Genomic DNA, 24,359 nt, shown 5'->3' on the forward strand with positions numbered 1-24,359 from the left:
CATGGCCTTAAGCGCCGCGCACGCCTCAATCGCCATGGCGCGGACGAAAGCCTGTTTCTCGAACCCTTGATCGAAATCGCCGAGGCCAATCAAACCCCGGCCGAGCGCAAGCTGGAGCTGTTCCATGGCGCATGGGGCGGCAGCGTCGATCCGGTGTTTCGCGAATTCGCCTACTAAGCCCGATGACAAACGCCTGCGCCGACACCTTCTGCCCGCGGGCGAAGATGTCGGCGCAGGCGCCATGGCTTATGGCCTCAGCCGGGCACGCGAATGCCTAACCAACGTGCCAGCAAAGTATCTACGCTGACCTTGCCCGGCCCGGCCACCAGCAGCCAGAAGAAGATCAGGATATACAGCACCTCGTTGGTCTCGACGTAGTCATCAAGGCCCGACAGGCTGGCTGAAACCACCAGCGTAATCGCCACTATCATGTTGATGATCATCGGCACACAGATCAGCCGGGTGAACAGGCCCAACATCAGCAACAGCCCGCCAAGCAAATCGGTCCATGCCGACACGGTGGCGCTGAACGCGGGCAACGGCACGCCCCAGCCGACAAAACGCTGGGTAAAGCCATCCAGGTTATGCACCTTGCCGATGCCGGTCTCCAGCCAGAAATAACCGAACCCCAAGCGCAATACCAAGGGGCCGATCCAACGTCCGGTATAAAGCATGTCGAGTAGGCGCGAGGCCGTTGCCGCGAGTATCTGACGCATTTGATGCGACCTATGAAATGATGGTGATCGCATCATGCAAGTGACCGGCGCCTGTCCACCATGGTCGTGCGTCCATGCTTTCTTGCTCCACGTCCAGACCCGGCGGACACCGGACGATCAGGCATAAAAGCGGGATGCACAGATGCAGTCAGCGCGTATCAGGCCGGTCAGACTCTCATCGTCGACACTAGTCTTCACACCCATATAGCGAAGGCTGGCAAGACATGCTCACTCCGCATTCCATAGCGGCTTCCACGACCCAAAAGGAATCAGATATGAAGATGAATAAGCTCAACGGTGGCGCCATGGCCGTCATGGTGGCCGGTCTGTTCGCTGTGACCGCTCTGTCCGCCACTCCGGCCGACAAGATGGACAAAGGGAGCTCGGCCGAGGTCAAGTGCATGAACTCATCGTCCTGTAAAGGCCATGGCGCATGTAAGCAAGCAAAGGCCAGAACGCCTGCAAGGGCCAGGGCTTCACGATGCAGAAAGACCAGCAGTCTTGCGACGCCGCCGTCGCTGACGCAAAGAAAGCCTCTTAAGGTGACCAGCGGGGTGTTTTAGCCGGTTGCCGAAGCACCCCGCCCCACTTATGAACATGGAAACCAAACCTCACCGACCACCCTATCTCGGCTACGGGCTGGGCCTGCGCGTGGAGCACTACGAAACCTTGCTCGAGCAACCCGGCAACGTCGAGTGGCTGGAGATTGTCTCCGAAAACTACCTGGTACCCGGCGGGCGTCCACTGGTCTGGCTGGAGCGATTCCGCGAACGCTTTCCGTTGGCCATGCATGGCGTATCCATGTCGATCGGCAGCGCCGATCCGCTGGATGAGGACTATCTCGCCCGACTTGCCGCGCTGGCGCGGCATATCGAACCGGCCTGGGTTTCCGATCATTTGTGCTGGACCGGTGTGCAAGGCATCAACTTGCACGATCTCATGCCACTGCCTTACACCGAAGAGGCACTGGCGCATGTGGTCGAGCGCATTCTGCTGGAAAACGTTTCCAGCTATATCAGCTTCGCCGATTCGCAGCTGACCGAGTGGCAGTTTCTTGCCGCTGTCGCCGAACGTGCCGATTGCCTGATCCTGCTCGATATCAACAACATCTATGTCAGTGCGCGCAATCACGGTTTCTCGCCGCTGGATTATCTGGACGGCATCCCCGCGCAACGCGTACAGCAATTTCATCTGGCCGGTCATGAACACGGTGGCGCACTCATCATCGACACCCATGACGCACCCGTCGCCCATGCGGTTTGGGATCTCTACATCGAAGCGGTGAAGCGCTACGGCCACGTGTCGACGATGATCGAACGCGATGACCACATCCCGCCGTTAGCCGAGCTGCTGGCCGAACTTGAGCATGCCCGCGCACTGGCCGCACCCTTGTTGCAGCGTGCCGCATGAGCAGCTTGCAGGCACTTCAGCAGCGCCTGCTGCAAGCGGTACTTGCCGACAAGACGCCTAAATTGCCGGAGCTGCGCGGCGACGCGCTGGCCGACCCGGCCACCCGACTGGATGTCTATCGGCATGGCTACCGTATTCGATTGCGCGACGCCCTGGCCATCGAGTTTCCCGGCCTGCGACTGATGGCAGGCCGACGCTTCGGGCATCTGCTCGACAGCTATGTCGAAGCGCATCCATCGGCGCACTACAACATTCGCTGGCACGGTGCCGGCCTGGCCGCGTTCCTGGAGTTCAGCCGGCTATGGCGCGACAAACCCGCGCTAGCCGAGATGGCACGCCTGGACTGGGCTATTTCCAGCGCATTCGATGCCGCGGACGAACCCGTCATCAGCGCCACCGACCTGGCGGGAGTGCCGGCCGAGGCCTGGGCTGGTCTTTGCCTGGTTCCGCAAAGCCACCTGCAGATCTTGCCGGTCACCTGCAATGTGGACACGTTTCGTCGCGCCGCCGACCAGGCCGCCCCGCGGCCGCACTTGCGCAGATACCCACGGCCACGCCACCTGCTGGTATGGCGGCAAGAACTGACCGTGCGTTACCGCGTGCTCAGTGAAGATGAACGACCGCTCTTGAACGCCGCCCTGCGCGAGGAATCCTTCACCTCGTTATGTGAGCTCCTGGCGGAGTACCACGATCCAAACCAAGCCATGCCACGAATGACCACCCTGCTCAGGCATTGGCTGGAGGCCGGCCTGATCAGCGCCTATCGGCTTGAATCCACCCACGATTCATAGTGACCGTGTAACTATCCCCCCGCAGTCGGCGAATAGCTTTACAGAGCCACTCTCGACGGGGGATCCCCAATGTTTATTGAGCACACAGCCGCCTCGGTTAGCGGTGTACAGCCAGCCTTCGTCGAACCCGCGCTCGAATCGCTATTGAACCAAACCATGCTGCGAGTCGATGTGCTTACTGAGCGGCATCAACCCGGCCCCTGGCTTCACAACGAAACCCATGACTCGTGTGGGCTATTTCACTTGGTCGGCGCGGGCAATTACACCGTCGAGAGTTCCTTACTCGAAAGCGCGCTACACCTGGAAGTCGGCGACATGGTCGTGCTTGCGCATGGCGACTCGCATCGCTTGAGTATCGATAACCGATCACACGCGAATCATGCCGATACCAGCACGTTGATCTGCGGCGAATTGCACTTCTCCACCAGCACCCAACATCCATTGAGCCAGGCACTGCCGGCCTGCTTTGTGGTGCGCGCCAGCGAAGCCAGCGATACCTTTCGGCAACTGTCGAGCATGATGATAGGCATTGCTCATTCGGCGGTCTCGGGGCGGCAATTGCTGTTGAACAAGCTGGCCGACACCTTGTTTACCCTGGCCATCTGCGACTACGCCAGCCGCACCACCGAGCGCCGCGGCCTGTTCGCCGCCATCACCGACACGCGCATCTGCAAAGTACTGCACGCAGTGCATGAAAACCCCGGCCATGCCTGGACCATGCAAGCGATGGCTTCGCGCGCCTGCATGTCGCGCTCGGCCTTTGCCGAACGCTTCACTCGCTTGATGAAAATGCCGCCGATGCAATACGTCACCCAGTGGCGGGTAAGCGTCGCCGAACAGCTACTGCGCGATCGACAACTATCCGTGGCCGCTATCGCCGAGCAGCTTGGCTATGCCAGCGAAGCCGCATTCAGGCGTCTATTCAAACGTGTCAGCGGCATCAGTCCAGGCCGTGTCCGGACCGAGATGGATGAGTGCCGGGTATTGAATTGAATCAACTCCTAGCCTCAAAGGCCTTGCCGCAAGAAGCTGGGCGCACTGCCTCCCCCTGCAGATACCTGCAAGGGGAGGCGGGTTAAGCCTTAGTGCTTCGGTGCTTCTTTCAGGCCACGGTCGATAAGCATCGGCTCGACCACCGGCTCTTTGCCGCGCCAGTCGTGGTAAAGCTTGCTCAGATCCACTGTATTGCCGCGCGAAAGAATCAAGGCACGGAAGCGATCACCGTTGTCGCGAGTCAGGCCACCGTGCTCTTTGAACCATTCGAAGCTGTCATCCGACAACATCTGCGTCCACAGGTAAGCGTAGTAGCCGGCGGCGTAGTCGTTACCCCAGATGTGCTGGAAATAGCTGGAGCGGTAACGCGGCGGCACATAGCTCAGATCGAGCTTGTCTTTTTTCAACGCATCGGTTTCAAACGTATCCGCGTCCTGCTTGGGCGCATCGGCACTCAGGCTATGCCAGTTCATGTCGAGCAGCGCTGCGGCGAGCAGCTCGGTCATGTCGTAGCCCTTGTTGAACGTCGACGCTTTCTTGATTTTGTCGACCAGGGCTTGCGGCATCGGCTCGTGGGTTTGGTAATGCTTGGCGTAGTTGGCGAAAACCTTGGGGTCGCTCGCCCAGTGCTCGTTGAACTGAGACGGAAATTCGACAAAGTCGCGTGCCGTCGCCGTACCGGACAAACTCGGATACTGCGAATCGGCAAAAATGCCATGCAAGCCATGACCGAACTCGTGGAACATGGTCACGACATCGCCGAACGACAGCAGCGCCGGCTGACCCGCCGCTGGCTTGGTGAAGTTGGCGACGTTGTAGATCACCGGCTTGGTGCCCATTAGCTTGGACTGATCGACAAAGTTGCTCATCCAGGCGCCACCGTTCTTATTGTCGCGCTTGAAATAATCGCAATAGAACAATGCGATCGAGGTGCCGTCTTTATCGAACACTTCGAACACCCGAACATCCGGCTGATACACCGGGATATCGTTGCGCTCCTTGAAGGTCAGGCCGTAGAGCTGGTTGGCGGCGAAGAACACGCCATTCTTGAGCACATTATCCAGCTCGAAATACGGTTTGATCTGCGTTTCATCCAGATCGTATTTGGCCTTGCGCACCTGTTCGGCATAAATCGGCCAATCCCAGGCCTCCACCTTGAAACCGCCCTTCTGCTGATCGATCGCCGCCTGGATATCTTTCGCCTCGCTGCGTGCCCGCGCCGTCGCGGCCGGCACCAGGTTCTCCATGAATTTGATCGCCGCATCCGGCGTTTTCGCCATCTGATCTTCCAGCGTCCACGCGGCAAAGCTGGGGAAACCGATCAGCTTGGCGCGCTCTGCGCGCAATTGCGCTAGGCGTGAAATCAGCGCGCGCGTGTCATTCGCGTCGCCCTTTTCAGCGCGCCCCCACGATGCCTTGAACAGCGCTTCACGGGTGCTGCGATCGGTCAGGCTTTGCAGCTCGGGCTGCTGCGTGGTGTTTTGCAACGACAACACCCATTTGCCATCCAGCTTGCGGTCTTTACCGGCCTGCTCGGCCGCGGTGAGATCGGCATCGGAGAGACCGGCCAGCTTGCTCTTGTCATCCACCACCAGCGCGGCATCCTTGGTCGCGGCGAGCAGCTTGTTGGTGAATTCGGTGCTGAGCGTGGACTCTTCTTTGTTCAGTTCTTTCAGCTTGGTCTTGTCGGCATCGGACAGCTTGGCGCCGGCGCGCACGAAGTTCTTGTAGGTCACCTCGACCAAGCGCAGCGACTCTGGATCGAGCTTGAGCGAATCGCGCTGGTTATAGACCGACTCGACGCGCTGAAACAGCTTGCTGTTCAACATGATGGCGTCTTGGTGCGCGGCCTGTTTCGGCGCCTCCTCTTCCTGCACCTTTTGCAGCAAATCGCTGGTATTCGCACCGGTCACGCCGTCGAACGCATGATTGACGCGCTTCAGCAGGGCACCCGACTTCTCCATCGCGACGAAGGTGTTCTCAAAGGTCGCAGGCTCAGGGTTGTCGGCGATCTTCTCGATCTCGGCCAAATGCTGCTTCATGCCTTCTTCGATGGCCGGCTGGTAGTCGGCCTCTTTGATCTTGTCGAACGGCGGCGCCTGAAACGGCAGCGTGCTCGCCACGAAGAACGGATTGCTGGCGGTAGCCTCGGCACTTGGCGCGGCGGCGGTGCTGGCCGGCGCGGGCGCTGCGGCCGGCTTGGCCGCGTCATTGGATGACTGCGAACAAGCGCCAAGCGCAATCGAAGAGGCAATCACCAGGGTGCGGAGACGGAGCATGGAAGATCCCTTGAAAGTAGGCATCCCGCAGGGGATGGGGCAAATAATAGTTCTCGACTTTAACCACACCCGGCACGTTCTTCCAAGGGCCGGAAGTCAAAAAGCTCAGGCCGAGCGCATGTCACGCAGCTGCCAGGCAGATCCAATCAGCCAATTCAAACGTGGACGCACCACGCTCATCGGCAGGCTGGTGATGAGATCCACCTCGATACGCAAATCGTCGACTTTCGCACTCGCCTGCGCATTGGCATCGGTGACACCCAGTGCCTTATCCACCTCATCGGGCTCAGGCTGCATCAAGCGCCAACGTTCAAAAAGACTGGGACTGCGCAGGGCTTCCTGCAAGGCGGCGGCAAAATCATTCGGGCCGGCGCCGTCATAGCTCAGCGTCGGCTCACTGCCACGCGCATGAGCCAGATCGGCAATCGAAAGAAAATAATGGTAACGCGGGGTCATCACTGCCTCCTGTCGTTGCGGCGAATCTTCTCGGCCTCGCTTATGCCGAGCCTTCGACTACCTAGGTCTTGATGAATAGATACAGTCCATCATGGCGATATTTCGTGCAAGCAGGCAGCCGCTGCGGCAAGTTGGCCCGCGGCATCTGCAGGCGCCACACCATAAGGCAGCACGCCCAGGCACGGTGCAGGCAACAGGCTACGCAGGCTAGCCAGATTCTCATCCACCGCCTCCATGTTTGGATCGATCCGATTGCCGATCCAGCCGATCAGTTGGCAGCCATCCGCCACAATCGCCCTTGCGCTAAGCAGGGCATGACTGAGGCAACCCAGGCGCAGCCCGACCACCAGGATCACCGGCAACTGCCATTGCCGCGCGATATCGGCGGCGAACAGGTGCGGCGTCAATGGCACCAGCCAGCCGCCCACGCCTTCGACGACCACGATCTCGGAACGGGCCTGCAAGGCATCGAACGCGGTACGCAATGGCGGCAAGCTGATTTCCACGTTCTCACGCGCCGCCGCAAGATGCGGCGACAACGGCGCACGCAACGCCACCGGATTAATCAGCGCATACGGCAGCAAGGCACGGCTTGCCGCTTGTAGCGCCAGGGCATCTTCATTGCGCAAGCCATCCGGCGAGTCGATGCAACCGCTGGCCACCGGCTTCATGCCATTGGCGACGTATCCAGCAGCGCGCAAGGCATGCAACAGCGTGCAGGCCGCGTGGGTCTTGCCGATACCGGTATCGGTACCGGCGATGAAAACAGCCGACCCGCTCAAGAGCTCACCTGCTCCAGACGATGACGATAAGCCCTCAATGGAAAGCGCGCCAGGAACAACAGGAAGTAGCAACAGCCCGGCAATAACAACAACTGGCTGGACCCGTGCGGAGGAATCAGCAACGCCACCATGATTGAAATCAACCCGACCGCCGCGCCACTGGCCCATACCATCGTCGAAACACGTGCCTCGTTACGGATGGCGTGACCCATGTGCAGCGCATTTCGCGCACCATGCCGATACAACAGCGCCAGCGTGGTGGCCATACACGTATAAGCCGCACCGTAACAAATGAAGACACCCTTCATCTCATCGGCCGTCTGCGCCTGAAAATCACTGGGCAAGGCACCATTGCTGATGAAGCTGAAAAGACTGGCGAACACCATGTGCAGCGGATAGACGAAAATCAGCGCGAAGAACACCAGCACCAGCGAAAGTATCAAGCTGCTGCGGTCAGCGAGCTGGCAATGAACCCGCCAGTGCACATGGGCATACCAAAACAACGAAATCTGCGCGAAGCTGCAAGCGAAGGCGGGAATCCCGCCCAGCGCATGCAAAAGCATGTTCAGATCACGCGGAATCGCCGCTCCGGCAATCGCCAGCAAGGTCAAAGTGAACGCAAAGGCGCCGTCCACAAACATATCCAGCCGCCCCGCCTCGATACCCTCACGTTGCTCGATCAAACTCATGCTGCGCTCTCCCCCGGTGACCGGCGCATAATACGGGCTTTCCATCCATACAAGATGCAGCCCAGCCCATGAGCTTTGAATTGAAATCGCCTGGCATCGGCAGCAAACGCGAACTCTATGCCGATTTGCGGGAGCAAGCGCAAGGATTGCTCGCCGGCGAACACGACGTCATTGCCAATGCGGCGAATTTCTCGGCGCTGCTATTCCATAGCCTGCCTGACCTGAACTGGGCCGGCTTTTATCTGTACGACGGCAGCGAACTGGTCGTAGGGCCCTTTCAGGGTAAACCTGCCTGCATTCGTATCGCCATGGGCCGCGGCGTTTGCGGCACCGCCGCACAATCGCGGCAGACCCAGTTGGTTCGCGATGTGCACGAATTCGATGGACACATTGCCTGCGATGCAGCGTCGAACTCCGAAATCGTCGTGCCGCTGGTAAAAGCCGACGGCTCGCTGTTCGGTGTATGGGATGTGGACAGCCCACGGGTTGCACGCTTCGACGAAGACGACCGGGCGGGCATGGAAGCGCTGTGCGCCGTATTCATGGCGACGCTGAAAAGCTAAGGCGAGCGGCTGGGCCAGCTCCACTCCCCAGGCAAGCTGGCCATGGGGAGTGGAGTGAAAAGGCGATATCAGCCTTGCGCTTTAGAAATCTTTTTGCACGCTGAGGTACACGCCGCGACGGGGGCCGAATTGCGGTGCGCCGACGCCCACGCCCGTACCGTCACGCAGCTGGTAGGTGCGATCCAGGGCATTGATCACGGCGAGCTGAGTATGCAGTTTGCCGGTGCTTTCGAAGTTGAAATCATGCGACACACTGAGATTGAGCTGGAAGTAATCCGGCATCGAATCGCCATTCGGCACTGAGCCATTTCGGCGCAGGCCACTGCCGAAAATGTAATCGGCGCCGACCTTGGTATCGCTGGTGATGGCATAGCTGATACCGCCGGACGAGGTGTAGGTCTGATCGTGGTCGAGATGAATATAGTTATTGGCGATATAAGCCAGTTCATCCACCCCGAAGTTGTACTGGCTGGTGATGACTTTCTTGCCCATCGAGCGGTTGTAGGCAAAGTTGAAGTAAGCCGAGACCGGGCCCTCATCGTAGTTCGCGGTGAATTCGACGCCGCCAACATGGCCCAGGCCGTAGTTGAAAGTGCTATAGATCAGCGCCGAGCCGAATTGCCCTTCGTCCTGCAAGCGCTTAGCCTTCCGGTAGTAGGCATCCAGACCCAGGGTCAGCGATGAACCGAAATTCTGCGCGATGCCCGCATCGAAGTAATCCGAGCGCTCAGCCAACGGTGTCGCGTTGCCCGGATTGGACACGGCATTGGTCGTGCCGTCGAATTTGGAAATGCTGGTGGTGGTGATCATCTCCGTCGCCGGCGGGGTGAAATAGCGCGAATAGCCGGCATGTATCGTGGTGCTATCGGTGGCCTGATAGACCACACCCAGGCGCGGGCTAAGCTGACTTTCGGTGCGCGCCAGGGTGTACTTATCGCCACGTACGCCGTAGTTCACCGTCCATTTGTCGCCAATGCTCCACTCGTCCTGCACATAAGCAGACCAGGTCTTTGCGGTAATCCGATTGTTGTCGATGATATTGATCGGCGTTGTCGTGGGATTGCCATTGATATCGAGCGGGAACACCGATGAATTGTTGCCGCTGCTCGCATGCTCGAAACTGCCGTAAACACCGTAGCGCAGCGTATTGCTGTCACCTAGCGGAGTAGCAAAATCTGCCTGCAGGATGCTGGCGCGATTGTTGCGCGAAACGGTTGAAGCCACGCCGGTGAACATCAGGTCGCCAATCGGGTCCGGCGAAAAATTGAGGCTGGTGTAACGCTGGCCGACCGATACTTGGTAGTCGGTCTTACCGAACTTGCCCTGCAAGGCAAGCATGCCGAAACGGGTATTCTCGCGCTGCTGCTCGTTGAGTTTGGAGGAGTCGAAGGTGACCGTATCGAGATAGCCGAACTGCGGTGTCAGGCCCGGCCGGTTCGGAATCTGGAAACGGTTGTTACTTACACCAAAGAGAAAACTCAAACGGGTGTCGTTATTGATCAGGTAGGTGATATCGCCAAAGCCTTTCACCTGATTCGTGTGGTCGTGAATCGGCTTGCGGCTGCCGGTCGGATTCTCGATACCGACATCGTTTTCCATGTAGTTGGCGGTAAAGAACCCACTCCACGGGCCACTGCTACCCCATACGGACGCATTCGGATTAAGCGTGCCGAACGAGCCGCCGGTGATGCCTACGCTGCCGCCGTTACCCAGGGCGCTCGCGCTCTTGGTGGTGATATCCACCACCGCCGCCGTGCGCAGGCCGTACTGCGCCGGCAGTGCGCCATCGAGCAATTTAACGTTCTGGATCGTGCGTGCATCCAGGGTCTGGCCAAAACCCGAGATCGATTCCGGGATGATCACGCCGTTGATGCGGTACTGCAGATTCGCGTGATCGCCACGCACATGCATGCCGCCATAGGAGTCTTGCACCACACCCGGCGCTTGCAACAACACCTGGTTCAACGGTGTGGAATCACCCAGCGGCAGCGCCGCAATCGCCTTCTGATCGATCACGTACTGGCTGCTGCCAGTGTCCGGTGACAACGCATTACGCGCGCGATCCAGGGCCGCGGTGACATCGATGCTGCCGAGGTCTTTCACCTTGGCCGGCGGCTTGTTGCGGGTACCGCCATTGCTCGTCGCCGCCCCGGTCGTATCCACGTCGGTACTGTTGTCCGTGGTAGAGCCATCGGTGGCATACACCGGCATCGCACTCAACGCGGCGGCAAGGCTCAAGGCAAGCAAAGACAGTTTCATGATCAAAATCCGGGAAGGTGAGTAGAGGCGCGAGGCATTATTGATACGTTATAACATTCCCATTAAACCATGCCTCAATGCCTGCGCCATAAGTCATGCTACGAATCGCAATATATTGCGATGACATGGATGTCTGGACGTCCAGGCGGCACACGCGACCTGGCCGTCACGTCCTCAGACCCGCTTCACCTGTACCTCATAGACTGGCTTACATCGGCAGCAGCCCTGCTGCCCTATTCGGTATCGCCATGAGTGAAAACGCCAACCAGCTCCCCGCGGTCATTTCGCCCCTGCAACAAAACCGCGTGACGCAAGCCATTCTCGATTTTGTCAGCCGCAGTCCCGACAGCCATATCGGCAACAGCAAAGACCCCGATCACGAAGCACGCCGCCTGGCCAGCCGCGCTGCGCAGCGCGCCGCGTTGACTGCCGGCTCGCTGGCCTTGCCACCCGGCCCGCTCGGCTGGATGACCTTGCTGCCAGAGTTGATCGTGATCTGGAAAATCCAGGCGCAGATGGTCAGCGACATCGCCGCGGCTTATGGCAAACACGCCGAGCTGGGGCGCGAGCAAATGCTGTGGTGCCTGTTTCGCCACACCGCGGCGCAGGCTTTTCGCGACCTGGTCGTACGCATGGGCGACCGCCTGTTGTTTCGGCGCATGTCCTATACCGTGCTTGAGCGCGTCGCGAAAACCATCGGCATCAAGGTCTCGCAAAAGGTCATCGGCAAAGGCGTGGCACGCTGGCTGCCGGTTGCCGGTGCGCTCGGCGTAGGCGCATATGCTCACTACGACACACGGCAAGTCGCCAAGACGGCGATCGCGATGTTCAGTGGCCGCATCGATATCGAAACGCCTGATGCATCATTCAATGAATCCGTGGAAGCCGATACGCCGCCGTCAACACATTGATCCCTTCATCACATGGGTCATGTCGTAGTCGCTGCAGCCTCCCCAGATGACGTAACCCGACGTTTACGGCAAGCTGCGGAAAGCATCACTTTACGCAGGAGCACCACATGCATCCACGCCATGAACGTCCCGTCGCGCTGATTACCGGCGCAGGCAAACGCGTTGGCGCGGTGATCGCGCGCTGCCTGCACTCGGCCGGCTATGACCTCGCCCTGCACTATCGTCATGCGGCCAGTGAAACACAGGTACTGGCCGCCGAACTGGAACGCTGGCGCCCACACAGCACGCTATGCGTGCAGGCCGAGTTGGCCGAGCTGGAGCACCTGCCCAGCTTGATCGGCGCCATCACCGCGCATTACGGCCGGCTCGACGCCCTGGTCAACAACGCCTCCGCGTTCTATCCAACCCCCTTGGGCAGCGCCACGCCCGCGCAGTGGAACGAGCTATTTGCCTCGAACGCGCAGGCACCGTTTTTTCTCACCCAGGCCGCCTTGCCTGCGCTGCGTGAAGCGCATGGCGCCATCGTCAACCTGGTCGATATCTACGCCGAACGCCCCCTGGCCGAACATCCGCTGTATTGCATGGCCAAGGCTGCCCTGGCCGCCATGACCCGTTCGCTGGCGCTCGACCTCGGACCGACCGTGCGCGTTAACGGCGTTGCCCCCGGCGCAGTCATGTGGCCCAGCGACGGCAAGCCTTACGACGACCAACAAGCGATGCTGGCAAGAACGCCCCTGCATCGTGCCGGCTCAGCCGAAGACGTGGCCGGCGCCGTGCTGTGGTTGTTGCGCGATGCGCCGTTTGTCACCGGGCAAATCATTCGCGTCGATGGTGGCCGCACGCTATCGGTGTAAGAGCCCGTTCAAAGCCTCCCTCACAAGACGGCAGGGGCGGCGCACAGCATCACTTCTTCGGCTTGAAAGCCTGTTCCAGCAAGGCCTGGTCGAAGCCGCCGCCGGCCTGACCTTCTTCCGCGTAACGGTATAGCGCCGCCGCATAGATGCCCTGCAGCGACGCCTGGATCAAGCCGAGAGCGGTAAGCCCGACCACCACTACGGCCACGGCGGCGACTAATGCAATTGCAGACTGCATGGCCATCGCACCGGCGACCAGCCCGGCCGAAACCAGCAAGGCGAAAAACGTCAGCAAGCCAAACACCACGCCGATACCGGCGCTGCCGATCAGGTTTTCGCCCCAGGTGCGCTTGAGCAGCTCCACGCTGCGCTTGACCGCATCGACCGGACCGACGTCCTGGCTGGCCAGCACCGGCACCACCAGAAAAGTAGCCACTGTCCAGGCCAGGCCCAGCAAACCGATGACCAGTCGGCCGATCAATCCGAATCGCTCTTGCAAGGCACGCAGAAACAAACCTACGGTGGCGGAAATCAACGCGTAGCCGAGAATGCTGCCGGCACGCGATCTGGCCACGGCAAAGCCGTTGGCGAAACTGGTCGGCTCGCCGCGCAAGCGTTGCAATGCCGCCCCAGCCAAGGCCGTGTTGAAGAAAATGATGACGAAGTACTGCAGCAGATAAAACGCGAACAACGCGACATAAGCCAGCGGCGGCAAGCCATGTTCATAACGACTGCCGGCACGTTCAGCGCCGATCATCAATACGCCGATCGGGATCAGAAAACTCGCCGCGACCAGCAAGCTGCACAATCCGGACAGCAACGGAAAGGCCAGCAACGATTTGTCCGCGCGCAATACGCCCGCACTCGCTTTCACCAGCCCCCAACTACGCGAAAACTTGCCTGCCATGCCCCTGCCCCGTCCATTGATAATGAGGCGTACTTTCTAACACTCGCCCGTCACTGGCGATAGTGCGAAGCGGCATCTGAGCCCGCCCAGCCCGCAGGCTTCTGCCTGCCAGGCAGCAGGGTCGACCAACGCTTAGTTCGACTCCAACGACTCGAGCGTCAGAGGCTCGCTGCCCACCGGAAACGCCGCCCACAGCGCCGCCATGCTCAAGCCACTGACCGGATGGCGAAGATCCGGCGCGATATCGGCGATCGGCCGCAACACAAAGGCGTGCTTAAGCTCTTTGCGCGGGATATCCAGATGACCTTCGCCTTGCCGCACCAGGTCGTCATACAAAACGATGTCGATATCCAATGTGCGATCGGAAAAACGCGGTACATCGCGGCGGCGGCCATGACGGTCTTCAAGCGCATGCAGCCAGTCGTTCAATGCTTCCGGCGCCATCGCGGTATCCAGACCCACGGCCAGATTGACAAAATCCGCGCCGTCAAAACCCACCGATTGACTGCGATAAGCCGGTGATACATCCAGCGCGCCAAAGTGCAAACGCAGCTCATCCAGCGCTGCCCGCAGGTAACGCCGTGGCTCGGTATTGGAGCCGAGGCTCAAGTAGACACGTGCCATCTCGGTGCTTACCACCGCGTGCCGCGCTCGATGCGCACACCCACCGCATGCGCACCACGCACCGCGCCGGGCTTGGACAATTTCAGCCGCACCCACGCTACCCCAAACTCTTCGCGAATAATCGCCGCGCAACGCTCAGCCAAGGTCTCCACCAAGCCAAAACTGGAAGCGCCGACGTAGTCGATCAGCCGCTTGGAAACATCTTTGTAGTTCAGCGTGTCGGCAATATCGTCGGTAGCCGCAGGACGCGTGTTGTCGAACGCCATCTCGATATCGAACGACAAGGTCTGGCGCACGCGCCGCTCCCAGTCATAAATACCGATGACGGTATCGATACGCAGGTCTTCAATGAAAACGATGTCCATGGGCAGCCGTGAATCGGGGTAAGCAGAAGAGTCGCGCAGGTTATCGCGTTTTTAGCGCTTGCCTAAAGCGGGGTTTCCGCCGCTGGCCGCAAACCTTGCAGGTCCCAGCGCGGAAAGACCTGCACCGTCTCGTCCTGCTGCTGACCACCGGCCAAGCGGATGGCACCGGCCAGCGCAATCATCGCGCCGTTATCGGTACAGAACTCAAGGCGCGGAAAATACACCCGGAAGCCGTCCTTCGCCGCCGCCTCGGACAAGGCGAAACGCAAGCGCTTGTTGGCGCCGACGCCACCGGCAATCACCAGTTGCCGCGCACCGCTGGCCTCCAAGGCGCGGCGGCACTTGATGATCAGGGTATCGACCACCGCATCCTCGAAAGCGCGCGCAATATCGGCGCGCGTCTGCTCGCTTTGATCGGATTGCCGCCAGGCCAGCAACACCTGCGTTTTCAATCCCGAAAAGCTGAAATCCAGGCCCGGCCGGTCGGTCATCGGGCGGGAAAAACGAAACGCGCCCGGGCGTCCCTGCTCTGCCAGCCGTGCCAGCTCCGGGCCCCCGGGATAAGGCAAGCCCATCAATTTGGCGGTCTTGTCGAAAGCCTCGCCGGCCGCGTCATCCAGGGTATCTCCGAGTATCCGGTACTCGCCGATCGCCTTGACCTCGACCAGCATCGAATGACCACCGGAGACCAGCAAGGCGACAAAAGGCGCTGCCGGCGGATCGTCCTCCAGCAGCGGCGCCAGCAAATGACCCTCCATATGGTGGATGCCAATGGCCGGCACCCCCAGCGCCCAGGCCATCGCCCGCGCCGCCGCCGCACCCACCAGCAAGGCACCGACCAGGCCCGGGCCGGCGGTATAAGCCACGCCGCCCAGGTCCTGCGGCGTCATGCCGGCCTCGGCCAGGGCCTCGCGCACCAGCGGCAGCAGCTTGCGCACATGGTCGCGGCTGGCCAGCTCCGGCACCACGCCACCGTATTGCGCATGCAGCTTGATCTGGCTGTAAAGCGTATGGGCAAGCAAGCCACGACCTGGCTGGCCCGGCTCCCAGCGCAGCAGGGCCACCCCGGTCTCATCACACGAGGTTTCGATACCGAGAACCGGCTTGGTCACAATAAAAGTGGACATGCGTTACCAGATAAGGGCGATGTATGGCGAATGAAATACAAGGGCTGAAAGTAGGCCCAGACTCACCTGCGAGAGTCCAAACCTAGCTGGAAGCTGGCTTTTCGACCGCGGCAAGCTTACCTTGCCACCCGAGGTTCGCGCCCACGCAGGTGCCGCCCACCCTCCCGGTCACTAAATTCGCTTTGAAAGTAGCCCCGTCTTGCGGCTATACTTCGCGGCTCGCCCGATTCTGCGGGCAGGTTTATCACTCGGAGTTTCCATGCCCAGCGTAAAAGTTCGCGAGAACGAACCGTTCGAGCTTGCCCTGCGCCGTTTCAAGCGCACCTGCGAAAAAGCCGGCGTTCTCGCCGAAACGCGCAAGCGCGAGTTCTACGAAAAGCCGACCCAAGAGCGCAAGCGTAAGCGCGCTGCTGCGGTGAAGCGTCACCTGCGCCGTCTGTCGCGCGACGTCTCCCGCAAGACCCGGATGTACTGAGTTTCCGAGCTTGTCAGGCCCCTCGCGGGGCCTTATGACAGGCCGTGCGCAGCACTCATGTTGCTGCGCCTTGGATACACGGTTGGCGCGGGCCCTCGCAGCCACCGCAAGCACACGGGTACCATCGACCGGTGTTGTCCTTACGGGATAACGCCGGTCTTTTTCGTGCCTTGATCTTTGGATTCACGGAGAAACATGATGACGCTCAAGCACCAGCTCACCGAAGACATGAAGACCGCCATGCGCGGCGGCGACAAGCACAAGCTGGCGGTAGTCCGGCTGATGCTGGCCGCCATCAAGCAGCGTGAAGTGGATGAGCGCATCGAACTTGATGACGTGCAGATCCTGGCCACGCTGGAAAAGATGCTCAAACAGCGCAAAGACTCGATCAGCCAGTTCGATGCCGCCAACCGCACCGATCTGTCCGACATCGAGCGGGCCGAAATGGTGGTGATCGAAACCTATCTGCCAACCAAGCTCAACGAGGCTGAGATCGAAGCACTGATCGACGCAGCCATCGCCGAGACCGGCGCCAATTCGCCGCGCGACATGGGCAAGGTGGTCGCCCTGGTCAAAGAAAAAGCCGCCGGCCGCGCCGACATGGGCGTGGTTTCAGGCCGGATCAAAACCAAGCTGGCGGGTTAAACCCTCGCCGCCCTCTCCCGCCAGGGGGAGGGCGGGCATGAAGGACCCGCCTCAGATCGCCAGCGCAGAGTTCAACGTAGCCGCCACGCGACCAGCGCCGCTAACAGGATGAGCAACGCCAGGCCGACGATCAACGCGGTTTTTCGCCGCCGTTGACGCAGTCGCAGCCAATTCGCACGATCCAGGTAATAGCGACCCTCGCCAGGGCAGCGCAGCACCGCCAACCCCACCAGCTGATACCAGGCCATGCCCGCCCTCACGCCGAGCTGCTCGGGGCTGCGCGCGCTGGCGCCGTCGATCGCACCGGCTTGCTCAAAACTCCGCACGATGGAACGCTGCGAACGCAGCATCAGCATGGTTAACAGCATCGTGGGGCTCCCGCTATCAGAGCCGCGCAGCTTGCCGGGCCGACCGATGAGGGTCAATCCAGACGGCGCTCCATCCGACGATGATCCGGCACCCGCCCCCTCAGCCATCAGGCGCTCGATCAACGCCAACCCTTTGGGCTGGCATGGCCGCGTCATTATTCGCTCGTGTACCGACGTACACTCCCTCTTGCTTCCTTGGTCCTGCGCGCAAACAGCTCTCGGCGCAAGCCACGGGGACACTTCGAACAGGCTCTACCGTTTAAACTGGCGTACTTATGCGCGGTCGTATCCCCGATAGCTTCATCGACGAACTACTGGTTCGCGTCGACATCGTCGATGTGATCGAGCGGCGCGTGCCGTTAAAAAAGGCCGGCCGCGAATGGACCGCCTGCTGCCCGTTCCACAACGAGCGCACGCCTTCGTTCTATGTCAGCCCGACCAAGCAGTTCTTCCATTGCTTTGGCTGCGGCGCGCATGGCAGTGCAATCAAGTTCTTGATGGATTACGAGCGGCTGGAGTTTCCTGATGCGGTCGAAGAGCTGGCGCAGTCCGTCGGCCTGAAAGTGCCGCGCGAAGGCGGCAACGAGGCAGCGCCGCGCGAGGACAAAACCGACCTCTACGCCCTGCTCGATGCCGCCGCGCAGTGGTACGAAAACGAGCTGCCCGGCCATACCGACGCGCAGGCGTATTGCAAGAAACGCGGGTTGGATGCGGAAACCATCCGGCGCTTGCACATTGGCTGGGCACCGGCCGGTTATGACGGGGTGATCAAATCGCTGGGCGGCAGTGAGCGGCGCCTGCAATTGCTCAACGAAGCCGGCATGGTCGCCAGCAGCGAACAAGGCCGCAAATACGATCGCTTCCGCGAACGCCTGATGTTTCCGATTCTCGACCGCCGTGGCCGCGTCATCGCCTTCGGTGGCCGCGTATTGCAGGCCGACCAGGCACCTAAATACCTCAATTCGCCCGAGACCCCGCTGTTCCACAAAGGCCGCGAACTGTTCGCCATGTGGCAGGTGAAACAGGCCAATCCGAGCCTGCCGCGTATCGTCGTGGTCGAAGGCTATATGGACGTGATCGCCCTGCACCAGGCCGGGCTGCCGATCGCCGTGGCTACCCTGGGTACGGCCACCACGCCGGAACATACCGAGGTATTGTTCCGTGCCGCGCCCGATGTGGTGTTCTGCTTCGACGGTGACCGCGCCGGCCGCGCCGCCGCCTGGAAGGCGCTGGAATCGGCGTTGCCGCGACTGCGCGACGGGCGTCAGGCCTACTTCCTGTTTCTGCCCGATGGCGAAGACCCCGACAGCCTGATCCGCAAAGAAGGCAAAGAAGGCTTCGAAAAGCGGCTCAAAGCAGCCACGCCACTGTCCGAATATTTCTTTGGCGAACTCTCGCACGATGTCGAAATGGGCAGCCTCGACGGGCGTGCACGGCTGGCCGAGCGCGCCCGCCCGCATATTGCGAAATTGCCTGATGGCGCCTTTCGCGACCTGATGGCGCAAGAGCTGGAAAAACGCAGCGGTGCCCGCGCCATCCTGGCGGCCGAACCCGCGCCCCAGCACACCGCGCCACGCCCGGCCGGCGCCCCCCAACGCAGCCTGGTGCGCAGCGCCATTGCCCTGCTGCTGGCGCAACCCGGGCTGGCCGACGAAGTGGAGCGCCCCTACCGTTTTCTGAGCCTGGATAAACCCGGCATCGGCCTGCTCGCCGAACTGCTGGATCAGGCACGGGCACGGCCCGGCATCAACCCGGCGCTGCTGATCGAGCACTATGCCGAACGGCCAGAGTATCCGGCCCTGCAAAAGCTGATCGCGGTGACGGTGGTGGGCGAACCGGAGACGCAGCGCATCGAATTCTTCGACGCCCTCACCCGGATGGAACAACAGGCGACCGCGCTACGCCGGGTCGCCTTGCAGATCAAAATGAGCCAGGGCCCGCTCGATAGCGCCGAAAAGGCGGAACTGCGCGAACTGCTGGCGGCACGCGGGCCGCGTGCCCCCAGTGCCTGATGCCGCAGTGCACGAACAACAGGGCAAGACAAGTCTGTGGGATGATGCTCCACCGTTTTCAGCGCCAGGCATAGGCATGACAGGTATGGACGTAGATGGATCTGCTTGAGCGACTCGTCACGCTGTTCGCCGAGAACGGCTACGCCTCGGTTTTCATCGCACTTATTCTGTGCGGCGCCGGCATCCCGCTGCCCGAAGATGTCACCCTGGTCGCTGGCGGCGTTATCGCCGGCCTCGGTTACGCCAACGTCCATGTGATGTTCGCGGTATCCATGGTCGGCGTGTTGCTGGGCGATGCCGGCATGTTTCTGCTCGGTCACCATTACGGTGCCCGCAGTCTGCAATGGCGCCTGGTCGCCCGGCTGCTCACCCCCGCCCGCTACGCCAAAGTGCAGGAAAAATTCGAGCGCTATGGCAACCGGCTGATGTTTTTCGCGCGCTTCCTGCCAGGCATGCGCACCGCCGTTTACATCACCGCGGGCACCACTCATCGGGTTTCGTTTTTACGCTTCTTTCTGCTCGATGGTTTTGCTGCGCTGATCAGCGTGCCGTTCTGGGTGTACCTGGGCTACTTCGGTGCCGACAATCACGAATGGCTGGTGATGTGGATACGCCGCGGCCAGAGCAGCCTGTGGGTGCTGGGCGGCATCGTCTTGCTAAGCGTACTGGTGCTGTGGTGGCGCCATCATCGTCGCGTCACCGCCGCCGGGAACACGCCAAGCGCGGATCCCAACACCGAGGCATAGACAGGAGGCCGCCAGCGGCCTCCTGTCGTCATGCTTATTGCACCTTCACACTGACATCGTCGATAACGAACGAGGTCTGCTTGGAGGAGTTTTCCTTGCCGTAGAAATTGACCTGGATGGTCTGCCCGGCATAGGCGCTCAGATCCACCGTATGTTCGACATAACCGCTGCTGGCATCGAGATTGGACCAGGTCGCCAGCGTCGTGTACTTGTTGCTGGCATCGAGCACCTGGGCACTCAACGTATCGTTGGTGGCCGTCGTCGTAGTCTCGGCGGTATCGATATGCAGGAAGAAATCCAAGGTCACTTTCTTCGCGCTTGCCGGGATGGTGATCTTCTGGCGGATGTAATCGGTATGCGTGCTGCCGTAGCCATCAAGCCAGGCATACCAGCTGCCGCTATGCGCCGACTCACCGGAACCATTGGAAATGATGCTGGTGTTGCTGGCCGTCCATGACGCCGTACCGCTTTCAAAACCGCCGTTCTGGATCAGCTCCGTACCACCGCCGGTACCGCCACCGTTGGAGACGCTGAAGCTCACCGTGCTGCTGGTGCCGACATTGCCGGCGGCGTCGTAGGCTTTGGCAAGCAGACTGTGCGAGCCATCGGCCAAGGTGGTTGAGTCCAGGGTCATCTGATATGGCGTGGCGGTCAGCGTCCCCGTCAAGCCGTTGTCGACGTAGAACTCGACCTTGGTCACGCCCACGTTGTCCGTCGCATTCGCCGACAAGCTAATCGTGCCCGACGTGCCACTTTCCGCGGCGCTTACCGTCGGCGGCGTGGTGTCGCCACCCGTGCTGTTGGCGATGCTGAAGTTCACCGAGGTACTGGTGCCTACGTTACCGGCCGCGTCATAAGCCTTGGCGACGAGGGTGTGGGTACCGTTGCTCAACGTGGTGGAGTCCAGCGTCGTCTGGTACGGCGCTGCAGTCAACGTGGCATTGAGCGCGTTGTCGACATAGAACTCGACCCGAGTCACGCCCACGTTGTCCGTGGCATTCGCTGACAAGCTAATCGTGCCCGACGTCCCGCTCTCCGCGGCGCTCACCGTCGGTGGCGTGGTATCGCCGCCACCGCTGCCCTGGGTCACCCATACCGGCGCGGACCACAGGCGATTGCCGTCTTCCTGGGTGATCTTGGCGTAGTAAAAATGATCGCCGGTTGCCGGAGTAATCGTGGTGGTTGCCGTCGTCGAGGTTTGCGTCACGCTGCCATTGGCGCCCGGCACGCCTTCAAACACCTGCACACGCTGTGCGGTGTGGCCGGCGCTGCTGGCGTAGTTGACGGTCAAGGTCAGCGGGCCGGAGTTATTAAAGCGCTGACCCATCAGGTTACCGTTCGCGGTAAGCACCACTTGCCCGGTCTTGTCCTCGGTGGCGAACACGCGGCGTGCGCGCACCGCATCGAGGAAGCTGCTCAAGCTCAACGTGGTGCCATTGGGAATCAGCACACCAGTGCGGTTGGTGTAGCTGGCACCCCAGTTGGCGCAGTGGTTGTCCTGATCGGAACTCGGCGCCACGTGATAGCCGCGCGTCAACAGAATATTGAACGCCGGCTCGTAGCTGGTGCGGCTGGTTTCGGTTTCGCTGGTGTTGTTGGAAAACGCCGAGCTGTTCAACACTTCGGCCAACGCCATCACCTGGTCGCCATCGGCGCTATAACCCAGATCGGTGGAGTTGACGTTGAACTGCCCACTGCTGGCCGGATGATTGAACTGGCCAACCCAGCCATTCGTCTTCATCAAGGTATACAGCGAGCCGTAGTCGCTCTTGGCGGTAAAAATATCGCCAATCAGCTGACCCGAGCTGTTGTATTCCCATTCCAGCAAGCTCGGCGTGTTGAAGATATTGAGATGACCGCCATTGCTGATGACACCCCATTCCAGGCCGTAAATAGCCAGAAAGTTGGAATGCGCCGCGTTGAAGGTATTCGCCGCCTGTAACCCGGACTGAAAGAGATTGTGCGCAGTGGTCGGGTTGGCCGAGGTGTTGGTGCCGGTCGAGCCGTCGTACATATGGTTGTGCTCGGATGTCATCAAGATATCCAAGCCTTCATTCGCTGCGTACTGATACGCATCGGCCGGCCCATACGCACCGCTTTGCGGCGGCTGCGCATCGTGGCAGGTGGATACATCGCCGCCGCCATCGCTGTGATTGGTCTGGCTGTGCAGGTCACCGTAGTAAATCGTGTACGGCAAGCCGCTGACACCGACCGACTGGGCTTGCGCCATCGAGCGCGTCGCCACGCTTTCGCCGTGACGGCGCAAGGCGACGAACGCCGGCATTTTCGGCGCAGCGACGGCACCCGCCAGCACGTCATAGCTTTGCTCTTCGATCAACTCTGGCGCATGCGCCTTGGCTTGCTGCAAGGCATTGGCGGTGAGGCCGGTGCCGATGCGCGCGGTGGTTGCATTGTCCAGCGCAATGGCCCGCATGTGCACGGTGTAGTAACCGCTGCTCAAGGCCTGCCCGTTGCTATCGCGGCCGTCCCACTGCAGTTGGGCCTTGGTGCCACCCGCGCTGATCGCGCTATGGCCCTGCCACTCGCGCAACACACTGCCATCGCCGCGCAGCAGCGTAACTTCCCACGCCACCGGCGTTCCCGCCGTGGCGCCGGGGTAAGAGAAATGCAAGGTGATCGGACGCGCCCCCGCGCTCCGAAACGGCACATTCAACGCTGCCTCAAATTCTTCGTGATCCGGTAGCGCACCGGCAAACACTGCTCCCACAGTGAACATACTGGCAAGCACAAGGCTTGCGCGTATTGTCTTCCGCAACATGAATACCCCTCCATAGTTCATACGAAGGATTCCCCCGGGCACACTTTCGCCGTGCCAGCTGACAGGGTCATGACTAAGCGACTTCTTGCGGGTGACCAAACGCACAGATTCCTTTGTGCGATATCGAAAGTTTATGCGGCGAGCACGACCTGGCAGGCGAGAACGCCTGCCCGATCGCCTCTTCAAGCCACCGCGCTATTTCGACGGCGTCTTCTGCGCGATGGCCTTGTCCTCGATATCGCTGCGATTCCACCAACCGCCACCCAGCGCCTGGAACAACGCGGCGGTATCGGAATAGCGGCTGGCCTGTGCCTGCACCAAGGCAATCAGCGCCTGCTGATAAGTCACCTGCGCATTGAGCGACACGATCTCGCTGACATCGCCCAGGGCCAATTGGCGCTGCACGATCTCCAGGCTGCGTGCCGCTGCGCGCTCGGCCTTTGCGGTTGCCGCCAAGGTGGCGGCATCGCCCTGGATCGCATGCAACGTATCGGCCACGTCCTGCACCGCACTCACCACCGTGCTGCGGTATTGCGCGGCGCTCATCTCAAAGGTCGCCTCGGCCGCGCGTTGTTTGTGCTTGAGCGCGCCGCCATCGAGCAGGGGCTGAACCAGATTCGCGCCAAGCGTCCAGAAGGCGCTACCGCCCTGGAACAGCTTGCTGGTCTGCTGCAGATTGCCGGGCTCGCCCATGCTGCTGGTGACACCGGAGCTACCAAGCGCGGCGGTGATTTGCAGATTGGGCAGCCGGTTGGCGATGGCCACGCCGATCTGCGCACTCGCCGCATGCAGCTGGGCGTCCGCCGTACGCACATCAGGCCGTTGCTCGACCAAGGCCGCAGGCAAGCTGAGCGGCAATTCCAGCGGCAGCTGCAGATCTTTCAATTCGAATTGCGCATCGATGCGCTCGTCCGGCAGGCGCCCGCACAACGCGGCCAACGCATCGCGCTGCTGTGCCAGTTGCTGCTCCAAACCCGGCAGCGCGGCACGGTTTTGTTCCAGCAAGGCCACCTGCGCCGCCACGTCGGCATCCGCGGCCTGCCCCAGCACCTGCTGCCGTTGCAGCGAACGCAGAATCGTCTCCTGGCTGGCAATGATGCGTTGCGTGGCATCGATCTGCGCGCGCAACGCCGCTTCGCCGATCGCCGCATTCACCAGATTGGCCGTCAGCGTGAGATACGCCGCCTCCAACTGAAAGCGCTGCGAATCGGCCTGCGCCACCAATGACTCCACCTGGCGGCGATTGCCGCCCCACAGATCCGCCGTGTAGCTGACATTGACCTGCGCCGTCGCCACGCTGTACAGGTTCTTGCCGGAATTGATCGGACTAGCCAACGGCTTGGCCACGCGCTGCCGGCTCGGATTGTAGCCAAGGCTGACGCTCGGCATGTAAGCGGCACGCTGCACGTACACACCCTCCCATGCCGCGCGCAAGGCAGCCTGCGCCGCCTCGGTATCGGGGTTGTGCTTGAGCGCATCTTCGATCAGCGCATTGAGCGGTTCGGAGTGGAATAGCGTCCACCATTGGCCGGGAATATCCATACCTTCGACCAGGTGCTGCGCACCGCCGCCTTGTCCCGTTGCCGCTGCAGTCACGGTCGGCAATGC

The 24,359-nt window shown here is 60.9% G+C and carries 24 protein-coding genes and 1 pseudogene; 12 read left to right on the forward strand and 13 right to left on the reverse strand.

Features of this window, described 5'->3' with window-relative positions; translation table 11 throughout:
• Nucleotides 1-177, forward strand: a pseudogene (locus OUZ52_RS15705) (glutamate--cysteine ligase); the annotation flags it as partial.
• A gap of 77 nt (nt 178-254) precedes the next feature.
• Here OUZ52_RS15705 and OUZ52_RS15710 read toward each other — a convergent pair.
• Nucleotides 255-716, reverse strand: a complete 462-nt coding sequence (locus tag OUZ52_RS15710) for a DoxX family protein (RefSeq protein WP_266159468.1) — start codon at nt 714-716, stop codon at nt 255-257.
• A gap of 275 nt (nt 717-991) precedes the next feature.
• Here OUZ52_RS15710 and OUZ52_RS15715 point away from each other — a divergent pair, with 275 nt between their 5' ends.
• The 4 genes from OUZ52_RS15715 to OUZ52_RS15730 all read left to right on the forward strand — a co-directional run bounded on the left by OUZ52_RS15715 (nt 992) and on the right by OUZ52_RS15730 (nt 3,910).
• A complete protein-coding gene (locus OUZ52_RS15715; RefSeq protein WP_266159469.1) occupies nt 992-1,279 on the forward strand; it encodes a hypothetical protein in 288 nt (95 codons plus the stop codon).
• Between the two features lie 34 nt (nt 1,280-1,313).
• Nucleotides 1,314-2,126: an MNIO family bufferin maturase gene (bufB, locus tag OUZ52_RS15720; protein WP_266159471.1), complete on the forward strand. Its 813-nt coding sequence runs from the start codon at nt 1,314-1,316 to the stop codon at nt 2,124-2,126.
• Nucleotides 2,123-2,917: an HvfC/BufC N-terminal domain-containing protein gene (locus OUZ52_RS15725; RefSeq protein WP_266159472.1), complete on the forward strand. Its 795-nt coding sequence runs from the start codon at nt 2,123-2,125 to the stop codon at nt 2,915-2,917. The genes bufB and OUZ52_RS15725 overlap by 4 nt, the downstream gene beginning before the upstream one ends.
• 69 nt (nt 2,918-2,986) lie before the next feature.
• Entirely contained in the window at nt 2,987-3,910 is a 924-nt protein-coding gene (locus tag OUZ52_RS15730; RefSeq protein WP_266159473.1) for a helix-turn-helix transcriptional regulator, read from the forward strand.
• Between the two features lie 89 nt (nt 3,911-3,999).
• On the opposite strand, the gene dcp is transcribed toward OUZ52_RS15730, so the two are convergent.
• From dcp to OUZ52_RS15750, 4 genes are all read right to left on the reverse strand, one after another.
• On the reverse strand, nt 4,000-6,189 hold the full coding sequence (gene dcp, locus OUZ52_RS15735) for a peptidyl-dipeptidase Dcp (RefSeq protein WP_266159474.1): 2,190 nt from the start codon (nt 6,187-6,189) through the stop codon (nt 4,000-4,002).
• A gap of 105 nt (nt 6,190-6,294) precedes the next feature.
• Nucleotides 6,295-6,645, reverse strand: a complete 351-nt coding sequence (locus tag OUZ52_RS15740; protein ID WP_266159475.1) for a hypothetical protein — start codon at nt 6,643-6,645, stop codon at nt 6,295-6,297.
• 89 nt (nt 6,646-6,734) lie between these two features.
• On the reverse strand, nt 6,735-7,427 hold the full coding sequence (gene bioD, locus OUZ52_RS15745; protein ID WP_266159476.1) for a dethiobiotin synthase: 693 nt from the start codon (nt 7,425-7,427) through the stop codon (nt 6,735-6,737).
• On the reverse strand, nt 7,424-8,116 hold the full coding sequence (locus tag OUZ52_RS15750) for a TMEM175 family protein (RefSeq protein WP_266159477.1): 693 nt from the start codon (nt 8,114-8,116) through the stop codon (nt 7,424-7,426). The genes bioD and OUZ52_RS15750 overlap by 4 nt, the downstream gene beginning before the upstream one ends.
• A gap of 68 nt (nt 8,117-8,184) precedes the next feature.
• Here OUZ52_RS15750 and OUZ52_RS15755 point away from each other — a divergent pair, with 68 nt between their 5' ends.
• Nucleotides 8,185-8,679: a GAF domain-containing protein gene (locus OUZ52_RS15755; RefSeq protein ID WP_266159478.1), complete on the forward strand. Its 495-nt coding sequence runs from the start codon at nt 8,185-8,187 to the stop codon at nt 8,677-8,679.
• A gap of 81 nt (nt 8,680-8,760) precedes the next feature.
• On the opposite strand, the gene OUZ52_RS15760 is transcribed toward OUZ52_RS15755, so the two are convergent.
• The gene (locus OUZ52_RS15760) at nt 8,761-10,938 is read right to left on the reverse strand and encodes a TonB-dependent receptor (RefSeq protein WP_266159479.1); all 2,178 of its coding nucleotides are present in this window, start codon (nt 10,936-10,938) and stop codon (nt 8,761-8,763) included.
• A 248-nt stretch (nt 10,939-11,186) separates the two neighbouring features.
• Here OUZ52_RS15760 and OUZ52_RS15765 point away from each other — a divergent pair, with 248 nt between their 5' ends.
• Together OUZ52_RS15765 and OUZ52_RS15770 are read left to right on the forward strand one after the other, a co-directional pair.
• A complete protein-coding gene (locus OUZ52_RS15765; RefSeq protein WP_266159480.1) occupies nt 11,187-11,849 on the forward strand; it encodes an EcsC family protein in 663 nt (220 codons plus the stop codon).
• 107 nt (nt 11,850-11,956) lie between these two features.
• The gene (locus OUZ52_RS15770) at nt 11,957-12,703 is read left to right on the forward strand and encodes a pteridine reductase (RefSeq protein ID WP_266159481.1); all 747 of its coding nucleotides are present in this window, start codon (nt 11,957-11,959) and stop codon (nt 12,701-12,703) included.
• A gap of 49 nt (nt 12,704-12,752) precedes the next feature.
• Here OUZ52_RS15770 and OUZ52_RS15775 read toward each other — a convergent pair whose 3' ends face one another.
• The 4 genes from OUZ52_RS15775 to tsaD all read right to left on the reverse strand — a co-directional run bounded on the left by OUZ52_RS15775 (nt 12,753) and on the right by tsaD (nt 15,726).
• Nucleotides 12,753-13,610, reverse strand: coding sequence for a DUF6159 family protein (locus OUZ52_RS15775; RefSeq protein WP_266159482.1), 858 nt, complete (start codon nt 13,608-13,610; stop codon nt 12,753-12,755).
• A 132-nt stretch (nt 13,611-13,742) separates the two neighbouring features.
• Nucleotides 13,743-14,234 carry a 2-amino-4-hydroxy-6-hydroxymethyldihydropteridine diphosphokinase gene (gene folK / locus OUZ52_RS15780; protein WP_266159483.1) on the reverse strand — a complete coding sequence of 164 codons (492 nt, stop codon included), beginning with the start codon at nt 14,232-14,234 and terminating at the stop codon, nt 13,743-13,745.
• A gap of 8 nt (nt 14,235-14,242) precedes the next feature.
• Nucleotides 14,243-14,599, reverse strand: coding sequence for a dihydroneopterin aldolase (gene folB, locus OUZ52_RS15785; protein ID WP_266159484.1), 357 nt, complete (start codon nt 14,597-14,599; stop codon nt 14,243-14,245).
• Between the two features lie 62 nt (nt 14,600-14,661).
• Nucleotides 14,662-15,726: a tRNA (adenosine(37)-N6)-threonylcarbamoyltransferase complex transferase subunit TsaD gene (tsaD, locus tag OUZ52_RS15790; RefSeq protein ID WP_266159485.1), complete on the reverse strand. Its 1,065-nt coding sequence runs from the start codon at nt 15,724-15,726 to the stop codon at nt 14,662-14,664.
• A gap of 259 nt (nt 15,727-15,985) precedes the next feature.
• On the opposite strand from tsaD, the gene rpsU reads away from it, so the two are divergent.
• Complete coding sequence (gene rpsU / locus OUZ52_RS15795; protein WP_055999514.1) at nt 15,986-16,201, forward strand: 30S ribosomal protein S21; 216 nt, start codon at nt 15,986-15,988, stop codon at nt 16,199-16,201.
• A gap of 198 nt (nt 16,202-16,399) precedes the next feature.
• A complete protein-coding gene (locus OUZ52_RS15800) occupies nt 16,400-16,846 on the forward strand; it encodes a GatB/YqeY domain-containing protein (protein WP_266159492.1) in 447 nt (148 codons plus the stop codon).
• Between the two features lie 71 nt (nt 16,847-16,917).
• On the opposite strand, the gene OUZ52_RS15805 is transcribed toward OUZ52_RS15800, so the two are convergent.
• On the reverse strand, nt 16,918-17,214 hold the full coding sequence (locus tag OUZ52_RS15805; RefSeq protein ID WP_266159486.1) for a hypothetical protein: 297 nt from the start codon (nt 17,212-17,214) through the stop codon (nt 16,918-16,920).
• Between the two features lie 275 nt (nt 17,215-17,489).
• Here OUZ52_RS15805 and dnaG point away from each other — a divergent pair, with 275 nt between their 5' ends.
• Together dnaG and OUZ52_RS15815 are read left to right on the forward strand one after the other, a co-directional pair.
• The gene (dnaG, locus tag OUZ52_RS15810) at nt 17,490-19,226 is read left to right on the forward strand and encodes a DNA primase (RefSeq protein WP_266159487.1); all 1,737 of its coding nucleotides are present in this window, start codon (nt 17,490-17,492) and stop codon (nt 19,224-19,226) included.
• Between the two features lie 95 nt (nt 19,227-19,321).
• A complete protein-coding gene (locus OUZ52_RS15815; RefSeq protein WP_266159489.1) occupies nt 19,322-19,972 on the forward strand; it encodes a DedA family protein in 651 nt (216 codons plus the stop codon).
• A gap of 34 nt (nt 19,973-20,006) precedes the next feature.
• Here OUZ52_RS15815 and OUZ52_RS15820 read toward each other — a convergent pair whose 3' ends face one another.
• Together OUZ52_RS15820 and OUZ52_RS15825 are read right to left on the reverse strand one after the other, a co-directional pair.
• Complete coding sequence (locus tag OUZ52_RS15820) at nt 20,007-22,751, reverse strand: Ig-like domain-containing protein (RefSeq protein WP_266159490.1); 2,745 nt, start codon at nt 22,749-22,751, stop codon at nt 20,007-20,009.
• Between the two features lie 195 nt (nt 22,752-22,946).
• The coding region (locus OUZ52_RS15825) for an efflux transporter outer membrane subunit (RefSeq protein ID WP_266159491.1) at nt 22,947-24,359 on the reverse strand (1,413 nt) is incomplete at its 5' end.

Source organism: Dyella silvatica, assembly GCF_026283955.1.
GTDB lineage: Bacteria > Pseudomonadota > Gammaproteobacteria > Xanthomonadales > Rhodanobacteraceae > Dyella_C > Dyella_C silvatica.